The sequence below is a fragment of the Roseateles sp. FW301-B2 genome, from assembly GCF_058788955.1.
Genome location: NZ_JBYTBE010000057.1, coordinates 1 through 17,411, shown reverse-complemented (window position 1 = coordinate 17,411; position 17,411 = coordinate 1). Strand labels below are relative to the sequence as shown.

The 17,411-nt window shown below is 62.2% G+C and carries 14 protein-coding genes, 1 tRNA gene and 1 pseudogene; 2 read left to right on the top strand and 14 right to left on the bottom strand.

Going from position 1 to position 17,411, the window contains the following annotated elements:
* From AC3WQY_RS24035 to rpsL, 4 genes and pseudogenes are all read right to left on the bottom strand, one after another.
* A pseudogene (locus tag AC3WQY_RS24035) lies at positions 1-77 on the bottom strand (GTP-binding protein); the annotation flags it as partial.
* Between the two features lie 146 nt (positions 78-223).
* Positions 224-2,326 carry an elongation factor G gene (gene fusA, locus AC3WQY_RS24030; protein WP_285235100.1) on the bottom strand — a complete coding sequence of 701 codons (2,103 nt, stop codon included), beginning with the start codon at positions 2,324-2,326 and terminating at the stop codon, positions 224-226.
* 69 nt (positions 2,327-2,395) lie between these two features.
* Positions 2,396-2,866 carry a 30S ribosomal protein S7 gene (gene rpsG / locus AC3WQY_RS24025; protein WP_285235099.1) on the bottom strand — a complete coding sequence of 157 codons (471 nt, stop codon included), beginning with the start codon at positions 2,864-2,866 and terminating at the stop codon, positions 2,396-2,398.
* A 182-nt stretch (positions 2,867-3,048) separates the two neighbouring features.
* Entirely contained in the window at positions 3,049-3,423 is a 375-nt protein-coding gene (gene rpsL / locus AC3WQY_RS24020) for a 30S ribosomal protein S12 (protein WP_285235097.1), read from the bottom strand.
* 205 nt (positions 3,424-3,628) lie between these two features.
* Here rpsL and AC3WQY_RS24015 point away from each other — a divergent pair, with 205 nt between their 5' ends.
* Together AC3WQY_RS24015 and AC3WQY_RS24010 are read left to right on the top strand one after the other, a co-directional pair.
* A complete protein-coding gene (locus AC3WQY_RS24015) occupies positions 3,629-4,180 on the top strand; it encodes a PIN domain-containing protein (RefSeq protein WP_492711112.1) in 552 nt (183 codons plus the stop codon).
* A gap of 12 nt (positions 4,181-4,192) precedes the next feature.
* Complete coding sequence (locus AC3WQY_RS24010) at positions 4,193-4,843, top strand: 2'-5' RNA ligase family protein (protein ID WP_492711111.1); 651 nt, start codon at positions 4,193-4,195, stop codon at positions 4,841-4,843.
* 80 nt (positions 4,844-4,923) lie between these two features.
* Here the strand turns inward: AC3WQY_RS24010 and rpoC are convergent, their stop codons facing one another.
* The 10 genes from rpoC to AC3WQY_RS23960 form a co-directional block, all read right to left on the bottom strand.
* A complete protein-coding gene (gene rpoC / locus AC3WQY_RS24005) occupies positions 4,924-9,141 on the bottom strand; it encodes a DNA-directed RNA polymerase subunit beta' (RefSeq protein WP_285235091.1) in 4,218 nt (1,405 codons plus the stop codon).
* Between the two features lie 21 nt (positions 9,142-9,162).
* Positions 9,163-13,284 carry a DNA-directed RNA polymerase subunit beta gene (rpoB, locus tag AC3WQY_RS24000; RefSeq protein WP_285235089.1) on the bottom strand — a complete coding sequence of 1,374 codons (4,122 nt, stop codon included), beginning with the start codon at positions 13,282-13,284 and terminating at the stop codon, positions 9,163-9,165.
* A gap of 324 nt (positions 13,285-13,608) precedes the next feature.
* Positions 13,609-13,989: a 50S ribosomal protein L7/L12 gene (rplL, locus tag AC3WQY_RS23995; protein WP_285235087.1), complete on the bottom strand. Its 381-nt coding sequence runs from the start codon at positions 13,987-13,989 to the stop codon at positions 13,609-13,611.
* A 43-nt stretch (positions 13,990-14,032) separates the two neighbouring features.
* Positions 14,033-14,557 (bottom strand): 50S ribosomal protein L10, encoded by a 525-nt coding sequence (gene rplJ / locus AC3WQY_RS23990; protein ID WP_285235085.1) that lies wholly within the window; start codon positions 14,555-14,557, stop codon positions 14,033-14,035.
* A 263-nt stretch (positions 14,558-14,820) separates the two neighbouring features.
* A complete protein-coding gene (gene rplA / locus AC3WQY_RS23985; RefSeq protein ID WP_285235084.1) occupies positions 14,821-15,528 on the bottom strand; it encodes a 50S ribosomal protein L1 in 708 nt (235 codons plus the stop codon).
* 1 nt (position 15,529) lies between these two features.
* Positions 15,530-15,961 carry a 50S ribosomal protein L11 gene (gene rplK, locus AC3WQY_RS23980; protein ID WP_058933584.1) on the bottom strand — a complete coding sequence of 144 codons (432 nt, stop codon included), beginning with the start codon at positions 15,959-15,961 and terminating at the stop codon, positions 15,530-15,532.
* A 168-nt stretch (positions 15,962-16,129) separates the two neighbouring features.
* Positions 16,130-16,714 carry a transcription termination/antitermination protein NusG gene (gene nusG, locus AC3WQY_RS23975; RefSeq protein WP_492711108.1) on the bottom strand — a complete coding sequence of 195 codons (585 nt, stop codon included), beginning with the start codon at positions 16,712-16,714 and terminating at the stop codon, positions 16,130-16,132.
* 10 nt (positions 16,715-16,724) lie between these two features.
* Positions 16,725-17,108 (bottom strand): preprotein translocase subunit SecE, encoded by a 384-nt coding sequence (secE, locus tag AC3WQY_RS23970; protein ID WP_285235082.1) that lies wholly within the window; start codon positions 17,106-17,108, stop codon positions 16,725-16,727.
* Between the two features lie 136 nt (positions 17,109-17,244).
* Positions 17,245-17,320 (bottom strand) — tRNA-Trp (locus AC3WQY_RS23965).
* Positions 17,321-17,335: 15 nt separating this feature from the next.
* Positions 17,336-17,411, bottom strand: a 76-nt coding sequence (locus AC3WQY_RS23960; RefSeq protein ID WP_492710707.1) for an EF-Tu C-terminal domain-related protein, incomplete at its 5' end; no start/stop codon positions are given.

The following is a 17,411-nucleotide window of genomic DNA, read 5'->3' as shown; positions in this document are numbered from 1 at the left end:
GTCTTGCCGTGGTCAACGTGACCAATCGTGCCCACGTTCACGTGGGGCTTGGTACGTTCGAATTTACCTTTTGCCATTTCAATTCTCCAGAAAAGAGCATCCGCCAGTCTGTTGGTTTAGCGTTTCCGCAGTGCCCTGATGCCCCGGCGACTGGCAACCGGGAGAGCCTCTGCGAAGACGATTCTTGAAATCAAGCAGCCGGGGCATGCGCCCCGGCTTGGGATCACTTGCCGCGGGCAGTGATGATGGCGTCGGCCACGTTCTTAGGAGCTTCGGCGTAGTGCTTGAACTCCATCGTGTACGTCGCACGGCCTTGTGTGGCAGAACGCAGCGTGGTCGAGTAGCCGAACATTTCGGACAGGGGCACTTCGGCCTTGATGATCTTGCCGCCGCCGACCATGTCGTCCATGCCCTGCACCATGCCGCGACGGCTGGACAGATCGCCCATCACCGTACCAGCGTAGTCTTCCGGCGTCTCGACTTCCACGGCCATCATCGGCTCCAGGATCACCGGCGAAGCCTTGCGGCAGCCGTCCTTGAAGCCCATCGAAGCGGCCATCTTGAAGGCGTTTTCGTTCGAGTCAACTTCATGGTAGGAACCGAAGGTCAGCGTGACCTTCACGTCCACCACGGGGTAGCCCGCCAGCACGCCGTTCGGCAGGCTGTCGATCACACCCTTTTCCACCGCGGGAATGAACTCGCGAGGCACCACACCACCCTTGATGGCATCGACGAACTCGAAGCCCTTGCCCGGCTCTTGCGGCTCGACGGTCAGCACGACGTGGCCGTACTGGCCCTTACCGCCCGACTGACGCACGAACTTGCCTTCCACGTCGGTGGCGGTCTTGCGAATGGTTTCGCGATAGGCCACTTGCGGCTTGCCGACGTTGGCTTCCACGCCGAATTCGCGCTTCATGCGGTCGACAATGATTTCCAGGTGCAGCTCGCCCATGCCCGAGATGATGGTCTGGCCCGACTCTTCGTCGGTACGCAGACGGAAGGACGGATCTTCCTTGGCCAGACGGCCCAGGGCGATACCCATCTTTTCCTGGTCGGCCTTGGTCTTGGGCTCGACGGCCTGCGAAATCACCGGCTCGGGGAACACCATCTTTTCCAGCGTGATGATGGCTTCGGGATCGCACAGGGTTTCGCCCGTGGTCACGTCCTTCAGGCCCACGCAGGCAGCGATGTCACCGGCCAGAATTTCCGAGATTTCTTCGCGCTGGTTGGCGTGCATCTGCAGAATACGGCCGATACGCTCCTTCTTGGCACGGATCGGGTTGTAGACCGAGTCGCCCGACTTCAGCACGCCCGAGTAGACGCGCACGAAGGTCAGCTGACCGACATACGGGTCGGTCATCAGCTTGAAGGCCAAGGCCGAGAACTTCGCTTCGTCGGAAGCGTCGCGCGAGGCCGGCTGGTCGTCTTCATCCGTGCCGGGCACGGGAGGCACGTCCACCGGCGAGGGCAGGAAGTCGATCACGCCGTCCAGCATGCGCTGCACGCCCTTGTTCTTGAAGGCGGTGCCGCAGAACATCGGCTGGATTTCAGCAGCCAGCGTACGCACACGGATACCTTGCATGATTTCAGCTTCGCTGAGCTCACCGGTTTCCAGGTACTGGTTCATCATGTCTTCGCTCGACTCGGCAGCCGCTTCAACCAGGTTGTCGCGCCACTTCTGCGCGTCAGCCTGCAGCTCGGCAGGGATGTCGCGGTAGTCGAACTTCATGCCCTGGGAAGCCTCATCCCAGTAGATCGCCTTCATCTTGATCAGGTCGACGACGCCCTTGAAGTTGTCTTCAGCGCCGATGGGGATCACGACGGGCACCGGATTGGCCTTCAGGCGCAGACGCATCTGGTCATAGACCTTGAAGAAGTTGGCGCCGGTGCGGTCCATCTTGTTCACGAAGGCCAGACGAGGCACCTTGTACTTGTTGGCCTGGCGCCAGACGGTTTCCGACTGGGGCTGCACGCCACCCACGGCGCAATAGACCATGCAAGCGCCGTCCAGCACGCGCATCGAACGCTCGACTTCAATCGTGAAGTCCACGTGCCCAGGGGTGTCGATGATGTTGAAGCGATGCTCCGGATAGGACATGTCCATGCCCTTCCAGAAGCAGGTGGTCGCAGCCGACGTGATGGTGATACCACGCTCCTGCTCTTGCTCCATCCAGTCCATGGTGGCAGCGCCGTCGTGCACTTCACCGATCTTGTGGTTCACGCCCGTGTAAAACAGGATACGTTCGGTCGTGGTGGTCTTGCCAGCATCGATGTGCGCAGAGATACCGATATTGCGGTAGCGCTCGATGGGGGTCTTGCGGGCCATGATGTGACTCCAAATGCATTGAGCCGCCAACGGGTTGGTAAAAACCCGAGGCGGCTGGAACGGTGTAGTTTAGAAGCGGAAGTGCGAGAAGGCCTTGTTGGCTTCTGCCATGCGGTGCACTTCGTCACGCTTCTTCATCGCGCCGCCGCGGCCTTCGGAGGCCTCCAGCAGCTCGTTGGCGAGGCGCTGTGCCATCGACTTCTCGCCGCGCTTGCGGGCCGATTCCTTCAGCCAACGCATGGCCAGAGCCATACGGCGGACGGGGCGAACTTCCACGGGAACTTGGTAGTTCGCACCGCCAACGCGGCGTGACTTCACTTCGACCATGGGCTTCACGTTGTTCAAGGCGACGATGAACACTTCCAGCGGATCCTTGCCGACCTTCTTCTCGATTTGCTCGAGGGCGCCATAAATGATGCGTTCGGCGACGGCCTTCTTGCCGGACTCCATCACAACATTCATGAACTTGGACAGATCAACATTGCCGAACTTGGGATCAGGCAGGATCTCGCGCTTGGGTACTTCGCGACGACGTGGCATGGGATTCTTCCTCTTGCTTCAGTTTGGCTCGGGGCTTAAGCCCGTCACCGTTGAACGACCACCAACATCAGGGGTCATCCACTTACTCGGCTGCTACCGCTCTACTGAGCCAGCACAAACCGCTAAATATCCGACGACAGCCTAGACGATGCTAGTGCCGCGCCATGACAAACTCTTGATGCTTACTTCTTCGGGCGCTTGGCGCCGTACTTGGAACGCGATTGCTTGCGATCCTTCACGCCCTGCAGGTCCAAGGAACCGCGCACGATGTGGTAACGCACACCAGGCAAGTCCTTGACACGGCCGCCGCGCACGAGCACGACGCTGTGCTCTTGCAGGTTGTGGCCTTCACCGCCGATGTACGAGATCACCTCGAAACCGTTGGTCAGGCGCACCTTGGCAACCTTACGAAGCGCCGAGTTCGGCTTCTTCGGGGTCGTGGTGTACACGCGGGTGCAAACGCCGCGGCGCTGCGGGCAGTCCTGCATCGCCGGCGACTTGGATTTCGTGACCTCGACCTGACGGCCGTGGCGCACGAGCTGATTGATGGTTGGCATAAGTAACTTGTTCCCGTTTGAAGTCACAATCTTCGATGGACTGACCACGACGGCCAGCAACCCTGCCACGCAACATCTGACGAAAAGCCAAAAGCGCACGACACCATGCAGCCGCATGACGCTGTGCGCAAACTTTCCGGACGCTGATGCCTAGGCGCAGCAAGGCCCATTGAAGAGCCCGCGATTGTAGATCACAAGCGGGCGCGTGCACAAGTGGCGTGCCGGCCGCCCCGGCGGACGCTATGCTCCCAGCCTGTGCCCTGCCAGAGATTCCACCGTGTCAAGCTCGCCCATGCCCCCAAAAGCCGTCATCGACACCCAGGTTGTGATGGATTGGCTGGTTTTTGGCGAGCCCTCGGTGCTGCCGCTGGCACAGGCGCTGCGCGCCGGGAGCCTGCGCTGGGTTGGCAGTCCGCCGATGCGCGCCGAGTTGCTGCATGTGCTGGGGAGAGGTATTGCGGCCAGCCGGCGGCCCGATATTCAAAGCATTGAGGCGGCCTTCGAGCAATGGTGCTCGCCCGTCCATGAGCCCTCGCCACCCGCGGTACGCCTGATGTGCCGCGACCCGGACGATCAAATGTTCATCGATCTGGCGATTGCTCAGCATTGCGCCTGGCTGATTTCGCGCGACCGCGCCGTGCTCGCACTGGCGAAGCGTGCGCGCGCTTTCGGTCTGAGCATCCTCACGCCACAGGCTTGGCTCAAGAGCCAGCCAAGCGTGGCGGACAGCACGGCGCCGCTCGAATTCAGCCCGTGAAAGGTAAGCCGGATGGTCAGCATCACGCGCACCATGGCCGAGCAACTGAGTTTGCCGGGTCTTGAGCCTGCTAGGACGGGGCTGTTCCGGCCTGAAGTCATCAACAGCTGGCGCGGCGAGCCGGAAGGCTATACATTGTTCCTGGCCCTCTTTCCCCGGCCCGAGGATGCGCGGCAGATCGCTCGAGCGGCCGCTGCGCTGCGCGGCCGACATGGACTGACTAGCGCTTGTTTGCCACCCGAGCGCTTGCACATCACGCTGCACGCCGTTGCAAAGTTCCGGGAGTTAATCCCTCAAGCGCCCATCGACGCCGCCCGCGCTGCCGCGGCGCGCGTCAGCTGCACGTCACTGCCCATCGTCTTCGACCACGCGATGAGCTTTCCGCCGAGCAAAGCCTTTGTGTTGCGCTGCGATGCCAGCAGCGCCGCTGGCATCGCACGACTGAGGCAGTTGCTCGCACTCGAACTACGCCGTTTCGGACTTCGGCCCGATGCGTCCAGTACGCCTCACATGACGATGCTCTACCAGTCCGGATTCGTCGCCGAGCACAGCATTGCGCCCATCGACTGGATCGCGACACGCTATGCCCTGATCCTCAGCCATAAAGGGGTTACCCATCACCAGTGGCTTGGCGAATTGGCGATGCCGCCCGCCGCCTCATAAGCCGCCGAAATCCGATCCGGCATGAAAAAAGGGCTGCCGAATCGGCAGCCCTTCTAGGCGTAAAGCCCGCGCTGACTTGATCAGTCGGCGCTGCGATCGCTCGCGTCGTCCACGGCGGCCAACTGCGCTGCAGCCATTTCCTCGGCTTCCTGCATGGCGATGGCGCGGCGCTCGGCGTCGTCCATCTCTTCCTTGACGCGGCGAGCATCGTGGAAGGCCATGCCGGTACCGGCCGGGATCAGGCGGCCGACGATGACGTTTTCCTTCAGGCCGCGCAGCTCGTCGCGCTTGCCCATGATGGCAGCCTCGGTCAGCACGCGGGTGGTTTCCTGGAAGGAAGCCGCCGAGATGAAGGAGTCGGTCGACAGCGAAGCCTTGGTGATACCCAGCAGCACGTCGGCATGGGTGGCAATCATCTTGCCTTCCTTGCGCAGACGGTCGTTGGTGTCCAGCAGCTCCGAGCGTTCCACCTGCTCGTTGACGATGTAGTTCGAGTCGCCCGAGTTCGTGATCTGCACGCGACGCAGCATCTGGCGAACGATCACCTCGATGTGCTTGTCGTTGATCTTCACGCCCTGCAAGCGATACACGTCCTGCACTTCGTCGACGATGTAGCGAGCCAGCTCTTCGATACCCAGCAGGCGCAGGATGTCTTGCGGATCGGCCGGGCCGTCCACAATCAGCTCACCGCGGTTGACCACCTGGCCTTCGTGCACCAGGATGTTCTTTTCCTTGGGCACCAGCTCTTCGTGCTTGTTGCCGTCCGGATCGGTGATCTCCAAGCGCACCTTGCCCTTGGTTTCCTTGCCGAAGGAGACCGTACCGGTCTGCTCGGCCAGCACGCCGGCATCCTTGGGCGAGCGGGCTTCGAAAAGCTCGGCCACACGCGGCAGACCGCCGGTAATGTCTCGAGTCTTCTGGCCTTCCACCGGGATACGCGCCAGCACTTCACCAGGCGCGAGGTCTTGGCCGTCGCGGATCTGGATCAGCGAGCCGACCTGGAAGCCGATCGTCACCGAGTGGTCGGTGCCGGGGATCTTCACCTCGTTGCCATTGGCGTCCAGCAGCTTGACCTGCGGACGCACCACCTTGGCGGCGCCACGACGCTTCGGATCGATCACCACCAGCGTGGACAGACCGGTCACCTCGTCGACCTGCTTGGCCACGGTGACGCCCTCTTCCACATTCTCGAACTTCGCCTGACCGGCGAATTCCGTGATGATGGGTCGGGTCAGCGGATCCCAGTTCGCCAAGATCAGGCCAGCCTTGATGGTCTGGTCGGCCTTGATGTTGAGGATCGCGCCGTACGGCACCTTGTGGCGCTCGCGCTCGCGGCCATGCTGGTCGCTGATGATGATTTCGCCGGAACGCGAAATCACCACCAGTTCGCCCTTGCCGTTGGTGACGTAGCGCATCGTGGCATTGAAGCCGATGATGCCGTCCGACTTGGCTTCGACACTGGAGGCCACCGCTGCACGCGAAGCCGCACCACCGATGTGGAAGGTACGCATGGTCAGCTGGGTACCCGGCTCACCGATCGACTGTGCGGCAATCACGCCCACGGCCTCGCCGGTGTTGACCAGGCCGCCGCGGCCCAGATCGCGGCCATAGCACTTGGCGCAGAGGCCGAAGCGCGTGGCGCAGGTCAGCGGCGTGCGGACCTTCACCTCGTCCACGCCGGCTTGTTCCAGCATGTCCAGGTTGTCTTCGTCCAGCATATGACCGGCCGGCAGCAGCAGGCCTTGCGTCTCCGGGTGCAGCACATCGATGGCTGCCACGCGGCCGAGGATGCGGTCGCGCAGCGATTCGATCACTTCACCACCCTCGACCAGGGCGCGCATCGCGATGCCGTTGTCGGTGCCGCAATCGGCTTCCGTCACGACCAGATCCTGGGTCACGTCCACCAGACGACGCGTCAGGTAGCCCGAGTTCGCGGTCTTCAACGCCGTATCCGCCAGGCCCTTACGAGCACCGTGGGTGGAGATGAAGTACTGCAACACGTTCAGGCCTTCGCGGAAGTTCGCCGTGATCGGCGTCTCGATGATCGAGCCATCCGGCTTGGCCATCAGGCCCCGCATACCAGCCAACTGGCGAATCTGGGCCGCAGAACCGCGGGCACCCGAGTCGGCCATCATGTAGATGGAGTTGAAGGACTCCTGATCCACTTCCTTGCCGTTGCGGTCGATGGTCTTCTGCTTGGACAGCTGGGTCATCATGACCTTACCGACTTCGTCGCCGGTCTTGCCCCAGATGTCCACCACCTTGTTGTAGCGCTCGCCGGCGGTCACCAGGCCCGAGACGTACTGCTGCTCGATTTCCTTGACTTCCTTTTCGGCACGCTCGATCAGCTGCACCTTCTCCTTGGGCACCAACATGTCGTCGATGGCGATGGAGATGCCCGCACGCGTGGCCAGCTTGAAACCGGATTGCAGCAGCTTGTCTGCCAGCACCACGGTTTCCTTCAGGCCGCACTTGCGGAACGAGGTGTTGATCAGGCGCGAGATTTCCTTCTTCTTCAACGCCTTGTTGATGTTCGAGAACGGCAGGCCCTTGGGCAGGATCTCGCTCAACAGGGCACGACCGACGGTGGTGTCCACCAGCTTGGTCTCGGGCACCCATTCACCGTCCGCACCCTTGCTGTACTCGGTCAGGCGCACGGCGATCTTGGCGGTGATCTCGACCACGCCGTTCTCCAGCGCGCGCAGCATTTCGCTGACGTCGGAGAACACCAGGCCTTCGCCCTTGGCGTTGATGCGATCGCGGGTGGCGTAGTACAGGCCCAGCACCACGTCTTGCGACGGCACGATGGAGGGCTCGCCCGACGCCGGGAACAGCACGTTGTTGGAGGCCAGCATCAGCGTGCGGGCTTCCATCTGTGCTTCGATCGACAGTGGCACGTGGACGGCCATCTGGTCACCGTCGAAGTCGGCGTTGAAGGCCGCGCAGACCAGCGGATGCAGCTGGATGGCCTTGCCTTCGATCAGCACCGGCTCGAACGCCTGGATGCCCAGACGGTGCAGCGTCGGCGCGCGGTTCAGCAGAACCGGATGCTCCTTGATGACCTCTTCCAGGATGTCCCAGACCACCGGCGTGCCGGATTCGACTTCCTTCTTCGCGGCCTTGATGGTGGTGGCGATACCCATCGCCTCCAGGCGCGAGAAGATGAAGGGCTTGAACAGCTCCAGCGCCATCAGCTTGGGCAGACCGCACTGATGCAGCTTCAGCGTCGGGCCCACGGTAATCACCGAACGACCGGAATAGTCGACGCGCTTGCCCAGCAAGTTCTGACGGAAGCGACCGCTCTTGCCCTTGATCATGTCGGCTAGCGACTTGAGGGCACGCTTGTTCGCGCCGGTCATGGCCTTGCCACGACGGCCGTTGTCCAGCAGCGAGTCCACGGCTTCCTGCAGCATGCGCTTTTCGTTGCGCACGATGATCTCAGGGGCCTTCAGCTCGAGCAGACGGGCCAGGCGGTTGTTGCGGTTGATGACGCGGCGATACAGATCGTTCAGATCCGAGGTCGCGAAGCGGCCGCCGTCCAGCGGCACCAGCGGACGCAGGTCCGGCGGCAGCACGGGCAGCACGTCCAGCACCATCCAGTTCGGCTTGATGCCGGACTTCTTGAAGGCTTCCATGACCTTCAGGCGCTTGGAGTTCTTCTTGACCTTGAGCTCGGAGCCGGTCATGTCGTTGCGGAGCTTGTCGATCTCGACGTCGAGATCCATGTCTTCCAGCAACTTCTTGACGCCTTCCGCACCCATCAGCGCGATGAACTCGTCACCGTACTCGACGCGCTTGGCGTCGTAGTCGTCCTCGCTCATGATGCTGAACTTCTTCAGCGGGGTCATGCCGGGGTCGACGACCACATAGGCTTCGAAGTACAGCACGCGCTCGATGTCGCGCAGCGTCATGTCGAGCACCAGGCCCAGACGCGAGGGCAGCGACTTCAGGAACCAGATGTGAGCGCAGGGCGCGGCCAGGTCGATGTGACCCATGCGGTCGCGACGCACCTTGGTCTGGGTGACTTCAACGCCGCATTTCTCGCAGATCACGCCGCGGTGCTTCAGGCGCTTGTACTTGCCGCACAGGCACTCGTAGTCCTTGATCGGGCCGAAGATCTTGGCGCAGAACAGGCCATCACGCTCGGGCTTGAAAGTCCGGTAGTTGATGGTCTCGGGCTTCTTCACCTCACCGAAGGACCACGAACGGATCTTCTCGGGCGAGGCCAGCCCGATCTTGATCGCGTCGAAGTGCTCGTCGGGCGTGAATTGCTTGAACAGGTCCAGCAAACCTTTCATGTGTTTCTCCTGTTCCTATGCTTAGTTGCGCTCGAGCTCGATGTCGATGCCGAGCGAACGAATTTCCTTCACCAGCACGTTGAACGACTCCGGCATGCCGGCATCGATCGCGTGCTCACCCTTGACGATGTTCTCGTAGACCTTGGTACGGCCGTTCACGTCGTCGGACTTGACGGTCAGCATTTCCTGCAGCACGTAGGACGCGCCATAGGCTTCCAGGGCCCACACTTCCATCTCACCGAAGCGCTGGCCACCGAACTGCGCCTTACCACCCAGCGGCTGCTGCGTGACGAGCGAGTACGGGCCGGTCGAACGGGCGTGCATCTTGTCGTCCACCAAGTGGTGCAGCTTCAGCACGTGCATGTAGCCGATGGTGGTCGGGCGCTCGAACTGCTCGCCGGTGCGGCCGTCGTACAGGAAGGCCTGCGTGCGCGTCGGGGTCAGGCCCTTCTTCGCCGCGATGTCGTCCGGGTAGGCCAGCTTCAGCATGCCGCGGATTTCTTCTTCCTTGGCACCGTCGAACACCGGCGTCGCGAAGGGCACGCCGTTCGACAGGTTCTGCGCCATTTCGACGATTTCCTTGTCGCTCAGCTCGTCCAGGCTCTCGGCCTTGCCGCCGCTCTGGTTGTACAGCTCGTCAAAGAACTTGCGCAGCTCGGCCACGGCCGAGTGTTGCTGCAGCATGTCGCCGATGCGCAGGCCGATGCCCTTGCCGGCCCAGCCCAGGTGGACTTCCAGCACCTGACCCACGTTCATCCGCGAGGGCACGCCCAGCGGATTCAGCACGATGTCGGCGGGCGTGCCGTCGGCCATATAGGGCATATCTTCGATCGGGGTGATCTTGGACACCACACCCTTGTTGCCGTGACGGCCGGCCATCTTGTCGCCAGGCTGCAGGCGGCGCTTCACGGCCAGGTAGACCTTGACCATCTTCAGCACGCCGGCCGGCAGCTCGTCGCCCTGCGTCAGCTTCTTGCGCTTTTCTTCAAACGCCAGGTCGAAGCTGTGGCGGGTCTGCTCCAGCGAGTTCTTGATCGATTCCAGCTGGTTGGCGACCTCGTCCTCGGCCGGACGGATGTCGAACCAATGGAACTTCTCAACGCCGGCCAGATAGGCCTTGTCGATGACCGTGCCCTTGGCGATCTTCTGCGGACCGCCGTTGGCCACGCGGCCGTTCAGCAGCTTCTCGATACGGTCGAAGGCGTCGGCCTCGACGATGCGCAGCTGGTCGTTCAGGTCCAGGCGGAAGCGCTTCAGCTCGTCGTCGATGATCTGCTGGGCGCGCTTGTCGCGCTGGATGCCTTCGCGGGTGAAGACCTGCACATCGATCACGGTACCGTTGGTGCCCTGATCCACGCGCAGCGAGGTGTCCTTCACGTCGGAAGCCTTCTCGCCGAAGATGGCGCGCAGCAGCTTCTCTTCCGGCGTCAGCGTGGTCTCGCCCTTGGGCGTGACCTTGCCCACCAGCACGTCGCCAGGGTTCACCTCGGCGCCGATGTAGACGATGCCCGATTCGTCCAGGCGGGCCAGTTGCTGCTCGCTCAGGTTCGGGATGTCGCGGGTGATTTCTTCGCTGCCCAGCTTGGTGTCACGGGCCATCACCACCAGCTCCTCGATGTGGATCGAGGTGTAGCGGTCTTCGGCCACCACGCGTTCGGAGATCAGGATCGAGTCTTCGAAGTTGTAGCCGTTCCAGGGCATGAAGGCGACCAGCATGTTCTGGCCCAGGGCCAGCTCGCCGATGTCCGTCGATGCACCGTCAGCAATGATGTCCTCCGCAGCCACCTTGTCGCCACGGCGCACGATCGGGCGCTGATGGATGTTGGTGTTCTGGTTGGAACGCTGGTACTTGATCAGGTTGTAGATGTCGACACCGACTTCGCCAGCCACGGTCTCATCGTCGTTCACGCGAATCACGATGCGGTTCGTGTCCACGTAGTCGACGATACCGCCGCGGCGTGCGGCCACCACGGTGCCCGAGTCCTTGGCGGCGACGCGCTCGACGCCCGTACCGACCAGGGCCTTTTCGGGACGCAGCACCGGCACGGCCTGACGCTGCATGTTGGCGCCCATCAATGCGCGGTTCGCATCGTCGTGCTCCAGGAAGGGCACGAGCGAGGCAGCCACCGAGACGATCTGCGTCGGCGCCACGTCCATGTACTGGATGCGCTCGGGCGAGGTCAGCACCGATTCGCCGTTTTCACGCGCAGACACCAGCTCGTCGGTCAGCTCGCCAGCGGCGTTCAGCGTCGCGTTCGCCTGGGCGATCACGTACTTGCCTTCTTCGATGGCCGAGAGGTAGTCGATCTGGGTCGTCACCTTGCCATCGACGACGCGACGGTAAGGCGTTTCCAGGAAGCCGTACTCGTTGAGCTGAGCGAACAGCGCCAGCGAGTTGATCAGACCGATGTTCGGGCCTTCCGGCGTTTCGATCGGGCAGACGCGGCCGTAATGGGTGGGGTGCACGTCGCGGACTTCAAAGCCGGCGCGCTCACGGGTCAGACCACCCGGGCCCAGGGCGGAAACGCGACGCTTGTGCGTGATTTCCGACAGGGGGTTGGTCTGGTCCATGAACTGCGACAGCTGCGAGGCACCGAAGAACTCCTTCAGGGCCGCAGAGATCGGCTTGGAGTTGATCAGGTCGTGCGGCATCAGGGCTTCGGTCTCGGCCTGGCCCAGACGCTCCTTGACGGCCTTCTCGATACGCGCCAGGCCCGAGCGGTACTGGTTCTCGGCCAGTTCGCCCACGCAACGCACGCGGCGGTTGCCCAGGTGGTCGATGTCATCGACTTCGCCACGGCCATTGCGCAGCTCCACCAGGATCTTGACGACGTCGAGGATGTCCTCGTTCGACAAGGTCATGGCGCCTTCCGGCGTGTCGCGGCCCACACGGGCGTTGAACTTCATGCGGCCCACGCGCGAGAGGTCGTAGGTGTCTTCGCTGTAGAACAGGCGGTTGAACAGCGCTTCCACCGCGTCTTCCGTCGGCGGCTCGCCGGGGCGCATCATGCGATAGATCGCGACGCGTGCGGCCAGCTGACTGTCGGTCTCGTCCGAGGCCAGGGTCTGGCTGATGTAGGCACCCTCGTCCAGCTCGTTCGTGTAGAGCGCCTGGATTTCCTTGATGCCGGCGCTGCGCAGCTTCTTCAGCAGCGCTTCGGTCAGCTCTTCGTTGGCCTTGGCGATGATCTCACCGGTGTCGCCGTCGACCATGTTCTTGGCCAGCACGCGGCCGAGCAGGAAGTCTTCGGGCACGGTCACATGCTGCGTGCCGGATTGCTCCAGCTGGCGCACGTGGCGGGCGGTGATGCGCTTGTCCTTCTCGACGATGACGGCACCGCTCTTGTCGGTGATGTCAAAGCGGGCCACTTCGCCCTTCAGGCGGTCGGCCACGAACTCCATCTGGGCACCGGAGTCCATCAGACGGAAATTGTCGAACACGAAGAAGTGGGCCAGGATCTGCTCGGGGTTCAGGCCAATGGCCTTGAGCAGGATGGTGACCGGCATCTTGCGGCGACGGTCGACGCGGAAGTACAGAATGTCCTTCGGGTCGAACTCATAGTCCAGCCAGGAGCCGCGGTAGGGAATGATGCGGGCCGAGAACAGCAGCTTGCCGGACGAGTGGGTCTTGCCCTTGTCGTGCTCGAAGAACACGCCGGGCGAGCGGTGCAGCTGGCTGACGATGACACGCTCGGTGCCATTGACGATGAAGGAACCGTAATCGGTCATCAGGGGCACTTCGCCCATGTAGACCTCTTGTTCCTTGATTTCCTTGACCGTCTTGGCCTGCGGGCTCTCACGGTCGTAAATGATCATCTGCAGCTTGGCGCGCACGGCCGCTGCATAGGTCAAGCCGCGCTGCTGGCACTCACGGGTGTCGAACGGGGGCTTGGCGATGTTGAATTCGAGGAACTTCATTTCCACGAAACCGTTGTGCGAAACAATCGGGAACGCGGAAAGGAACGCTGCTTGCAGGCCTTCGGGCTTGCGCTTGGCAGGGGGGACGTCTTTTTGCAGGAAGGCGACGTACGAGTCCTTCTGCATGGTGAGCAAATAGGGAACGTTGAGAACGCTCTCACGCTTGCCGAAGCTCTTGCGGATTCGCTTGCGCTCGGTATAGCTATAGGGGGTTGCTTGCGCCATAAACACTCCGTGTCGAGAGCCCACCCCTGGCCGTGGGACGGGCTTCGTCGGCGACTGGCTTCTCGAGTATTGCGCTCGATGCTTGGTGGTTGGCCACTACCAACCGCTGGCGGACAACCCTGGCATTGCACCAAGGCCCGACCAAACCGGCTCTCTGCAGTCGGATCAGAGAACACTTGAAAGAACCGCGCATCATACCGCACGCGATCCTTTCAGCTGTCCTCAAGAGTGTTTACCCTTGAAACGACTAAAGGGGAGGCCCGCAGGACCACCCCTTTAGCGCAGTGGAGCCGGGCGGCTTGCGCCACCCCGCTCCCCAAGGTCTTACTTGAGTTCGACCTTGGCGCCGGCTTCTTCCAGCTTCTTCTTGGCGGCTTCGGCGTCGGCCTTGGCCACAGCTTCCTTGACAGCCTTGGGAGCGCCGTCGACCAGGTCCTTGGCTTCCTTCAGACCCAGGCCGGTGATTTCGCGCACGGCCTTGATCACGCCAACCTTGTTCGCGCCGGCTTCCAGCAGCACGACGTTGAACTCGGTCTTCTCTTCAGCAGCAGCAGCGCCACCGCCGGCAGCGCCGCCAGCGGCGGGAGCAGCCATCGAAGCGGCGGACACGCCGAACTTCTCTTCAATTGCCTTGACCAGATCGTTCAGTTCCAGAACGGTCATGCTGTCCAGAGCGGCCAGGAATGCGTCTTTATCGAATGCCATGATAGTTTCCTAATAACAGATAGATTGCAGGGGACGTAGCGTCTTAAGCAGCAGCTTCGGCCGGGGCTTCGGCAGTAGCGCCGCCGCCCTTTTGCTGAGCCAGGGCAGCCAGCACGGCGGCGGTGCGTTGCACCGGCGACATGAGCAGGCCAGCCACTTGGGACAGCAGCACTTCCTTGCTGGGGATGGATGCCAGGGCCTTGATGCCGTTGACGTCCAGAGCCTTGCCGCTATAAGCGCCGCCCTTGATGACGAGCTTGTCGTTGGTCTTGGCGAAGTCAGCGATGACCTTCGCGGCAGCGACCGCGTCCTCGGAAAAACCGTAGATCAGCGGGCCGACCATGCTCTCCGAAGCAGCTTCGAACGAAGTGCCGGCGACAGCACGACGTGCCAGGGTGTTCTTCAGCACGTGAAGATACACACCTTGGGCACGCGCGGTGACGCGCAGCTTGTTCAAGGCTTCAACGGTGAGGCCACGGTACTCGGCCAGCGCCAGCGTCTGCGACTTGGCGGCTTGCGCTGCCACTTCGGAGACGACGGTTGCCTTCTCGTTGCGATTGAGACTCAAGGTCTACTCCTCACAAAAACGTGTCTTTGGCCTCGCGGCCTCCGACACACCGGGATTCAGCGACCTTCTGTCAGGAAACATTCCTTACAGCGGGACCGCCATCTGCGCTGGACGGAAGCTGAGCTTCCGATTAAGCCTTGCCCCCAGTACCTCAGGGGCGCATCTCCAGCGGTCTTGGATGACGCGCCACCGGCCGAAACCAGCAGCGCCCCACCAATTCATCAGCACGGCGCCAGACTAGCGCCGTGCCTCATCTGAATCGCTTAGGCCGAAGCCTGAGCGTTGATCGAAGCGATGTCCACGCGAGCACCGACGCCCATGGTGGACGACACGGCGACCTTGCGCAGGTAGACACCCTTGCTCGACGCCGGCTTGGCCTTGTTCAGGGCCTCGATCAGCGCGCGCAGATTGCCTTCCAGCTTGTCGGTGTCGAACGAACGACGGCCGATGGTGCCGTGGATGATGCCGGCCTTGTCAACGCGGAACTGGACTTGGCCAGCCTTGGCGTTCTTGACGGCGGTAGCGACGTCCGGGGTCACGGTGCCAACCTTGGGGTTAGGCATCAGGCCGCGCGGGCCCAGGATCTGACCCAGGGTACCGACGATACGCATCGTGTCGGGCGAGGCGATCACCACGTCGAAAGGCATGTCGCCAGCCTTGACGCGCTCGGCCAGGTCTTCCATGCCAACCACGTCGGCGCCGGCGGCCTTGGCTTCTTCAGCCTTGGCGCCTTGGGCGAACACGGCCACGCGCTTGGTCTTGCCGGTGCCGTGAGGCATCACGACGGCGCCACGCACCACTTGGTCCGACTTCTTGGCATCGATGCCCAGTTGCACGGCCACGTCGATGGATTCGTCAAACTTGGCGGTAGCCAGTTCCTTGACCAGGCCCAGGGCGTCGGTCAGGGGGTACAGCTTGGTGGTCTCGACCTTGCCTTGCAGAGCTTTTTGCTTCTTGGTCAGCTTAGCCATGTCACACACCCTCCACGATGATGCCCATCGAACGGGCGGAACCAGCGATGGTGCGAACGGCGGCGTCCATGTCGGCGGCCGTCAGATCCTTCTGCTTGGTCTTGGCGATCTCTTCCAGCTGGGCGCGGGTCAGCTTGCCGACCTTGTCCAGATGGGGGCGCTGCGAGCCCTTTTCGATCTTGGCAGCCTTCTTGATCAGCACGGTCGCCGGGGGCGACTTGATCACGAAGGTGAAGCTCTTGTCCGCGAAGGCGGTGATCACCACCGGCAGCTTCAGGCCCGGCTCATAGCTCTGCGTCTGGGCGTTGAACGCCTTGCAGAATTCCATGATGTTCAGACCACGCTGACCCAGCGCGGGACCGACCGGAGGCGAAGGATTTGCCTTGCCAGCCGGAATTTGCAGCTTGATAAAGCCGACAATTTTCTTGGCCATGATTTCTCCTGACAGCGCCACGGCGGCCTCGCCGCAACGCCTGAGTGCTAGCGCAAGGGGCTAGAGGCTCACGCCCCGTACCCTTGCTCCTCTTGTCCGCATCTCGTTGCGGACTGACTACGAGTGAGATGCCCACCGCTTGCGCAGCGAGCGAGCCTCACCAGGCTCTTAAACCTTCTCGACCTGCGCGAAGTCCAGTTCCACCGGCGTGGCACGTCCGAAGATCGTGACCGAGACGCGCACCTTGGATTTGTCGTAATTGACTTCCTCGATAGCACCGTTGAAGTCCGTGAACGGGCCTTCCTTGACGCGCACGATCTCGCCCACCGTCCACTCGACCTTGGGCCGGGGCTTCTCGATGCCTTCTTGCATCTGGTTGACGATCTTCATCACCTCGGCTTCCGAGATCGGGGCCGGGCGATTCTTCGCGCCACCCACAAAACCGGTCACCTTGGAGGTGTGCTTGACCAAATGCCAGGTATCGTCTTCCATCACCATCTCCACCAGCACATAGCCGGGGAAGAAGCGCCGCTCAGTGACCGCCTTCTTGCCGTTCTTCAGCTCCACGACCTCTTCGGTCGGAACCAGGATGCGGCCAAACTTGTCCTGCATGCCGGCGCGATCGATGCGCTCGCGCAGATTGCGCTCGACGGCCTTTTCCATGCCCGAATAGGCGTGCACCACATACCAGCGCTTGGGCAGGCCAGCGGGCACTACCGCTTCATTCGCAACGACGTTCAGTTCTTCGCTCATCGGGAATCCTTTAGCGCTTCCAGCCCAGAATCAGGTCGATCAGGACCCATTCCAGCGTCTTGTCGGTCAGCCAGAGGAACAAGGCCATGACCACCACGAAGGCGAACACATAGCCGGTCATCTGGGTCGCTTCCTTGCGTGTGGGCCACACCACCTTGCGCACTTCGCGCAGGGAGTCGCGACCGTAGGCCACCAGCGACTTGCCGGACTCGGAGGTAAAGAAAGCGCCCGCAGCGGCCGCCAGCAGCACAAGCAGCGCCGCCCACTGCGCGATCGGGCCTTGCTTGGCCAGCGCATAGAACGCCACCAGACCACCAATCAGCAGCAGCACAGCACCCGCCAGCTTGGCCTTGTCGGCGCTGGTGGTGACTGTTTCGACTTGAGGATTCGACATTGAACTAACTTTCAAGCCCGCCTGAGCGGACTCGGCACGCATACGGAATGAATTGACCCAACAGCAGCAAAGCCCGCCGGGACCAAATCCCGCGGGCTTGCTTTGACCACTATACCAGCGTCAGGTCAGTGACTGCTGGCAGGGGCAGAGGGTCTCGAACCCCCAACCTTCGGTTTTGGAGACCGACGCTCTGCCAATTGAGCTATGCCCCTGTGGTCTTTCAGACTTTACTCGAGGATGGTGGCAACCACACCCGAGCCGACGGTACGGCCACCTTCGCGGATAGCGAAGCGCAGACCGGTT

Excerpts from the sequence above, each read along its gene's own strand:
- fusA (WP_285235100.1), bottom strand. The coding sequence starts at position 2,326 with ATGGCCCGCAAGACCCCCATCGAGCGCTACCGCAATATCGGTATCTCT.
- rpsG (WP_285235099.1), bottom strand. The coding sequence starts at position 2,866 with ATGCCACGTCGTCGCGAAGTACCCAAGCGCGAGATCCTGCCTGATCCC.
- rpsL (WP_285235097.1), bottom strand. The coding sequence starts at position 3,423 with ATGCCAACCATCAATCAGCTCGTGCGCCACGGCCGTCAGGTCGAGGTC.
- AC3WQY_RS24010 (WP_492711111.1), top strand. The coding sequence starts at position 4,193 with ATGGTCAGCATCACGCGCACCATGGCCGAGCAACTGAGTTTGCCGGGT.
- rpoC (WP_285235091.1), bottom strand. The coding sequence starts at position 9,141 with ATGAAAGGTTTGCTGGACCTGTTCAAGCAATTCACGCCCGACGAGCAC.
- rpoB (WP_285235089.1), bottom strand. The coding sequence starts at position 13,284 with ATGGCGCAAGCAACCCCCTATAGCTATACCGAGCGCAAGCGAATCCGC.
- rplL (WP_285235087.1), bottom strand. The coding sequence starts at position 13,989 with ATGGCATTCGATAAAGACGCATTCCTGGCCGCTCTGGACAGCATGACC.
- rplA (WP_285235084.1), bottom strand. The coding sequence starts at position 15,528 with ATGGCTAAGCTGACCAAGAAGCAAAAAGCTCTGCAAGGCAAGGTCGAG.
- rplK (WP_058933584.1), bottom strand. The coding sequence starts at position 15,961 with ATGGCCAAGAAAATTGTCGGCTTTATCAAGCTGCAAATTCCGGCTGGC.
- nusG (WP_492711108.1), bottom strand. The coding sequence starts at position 16,714 with ATGAGCGAAGAACTGAACGTCGTTGCGAATGAAGCGGTAGTGCCCGCT.
- secE (WP_285235082.1), bottom strand. The coding sequence starts at position 17,108 with ATGTCGAATCCTCAAGTCGAAACAGTCACCACCAGCGCCGACAAGGCC.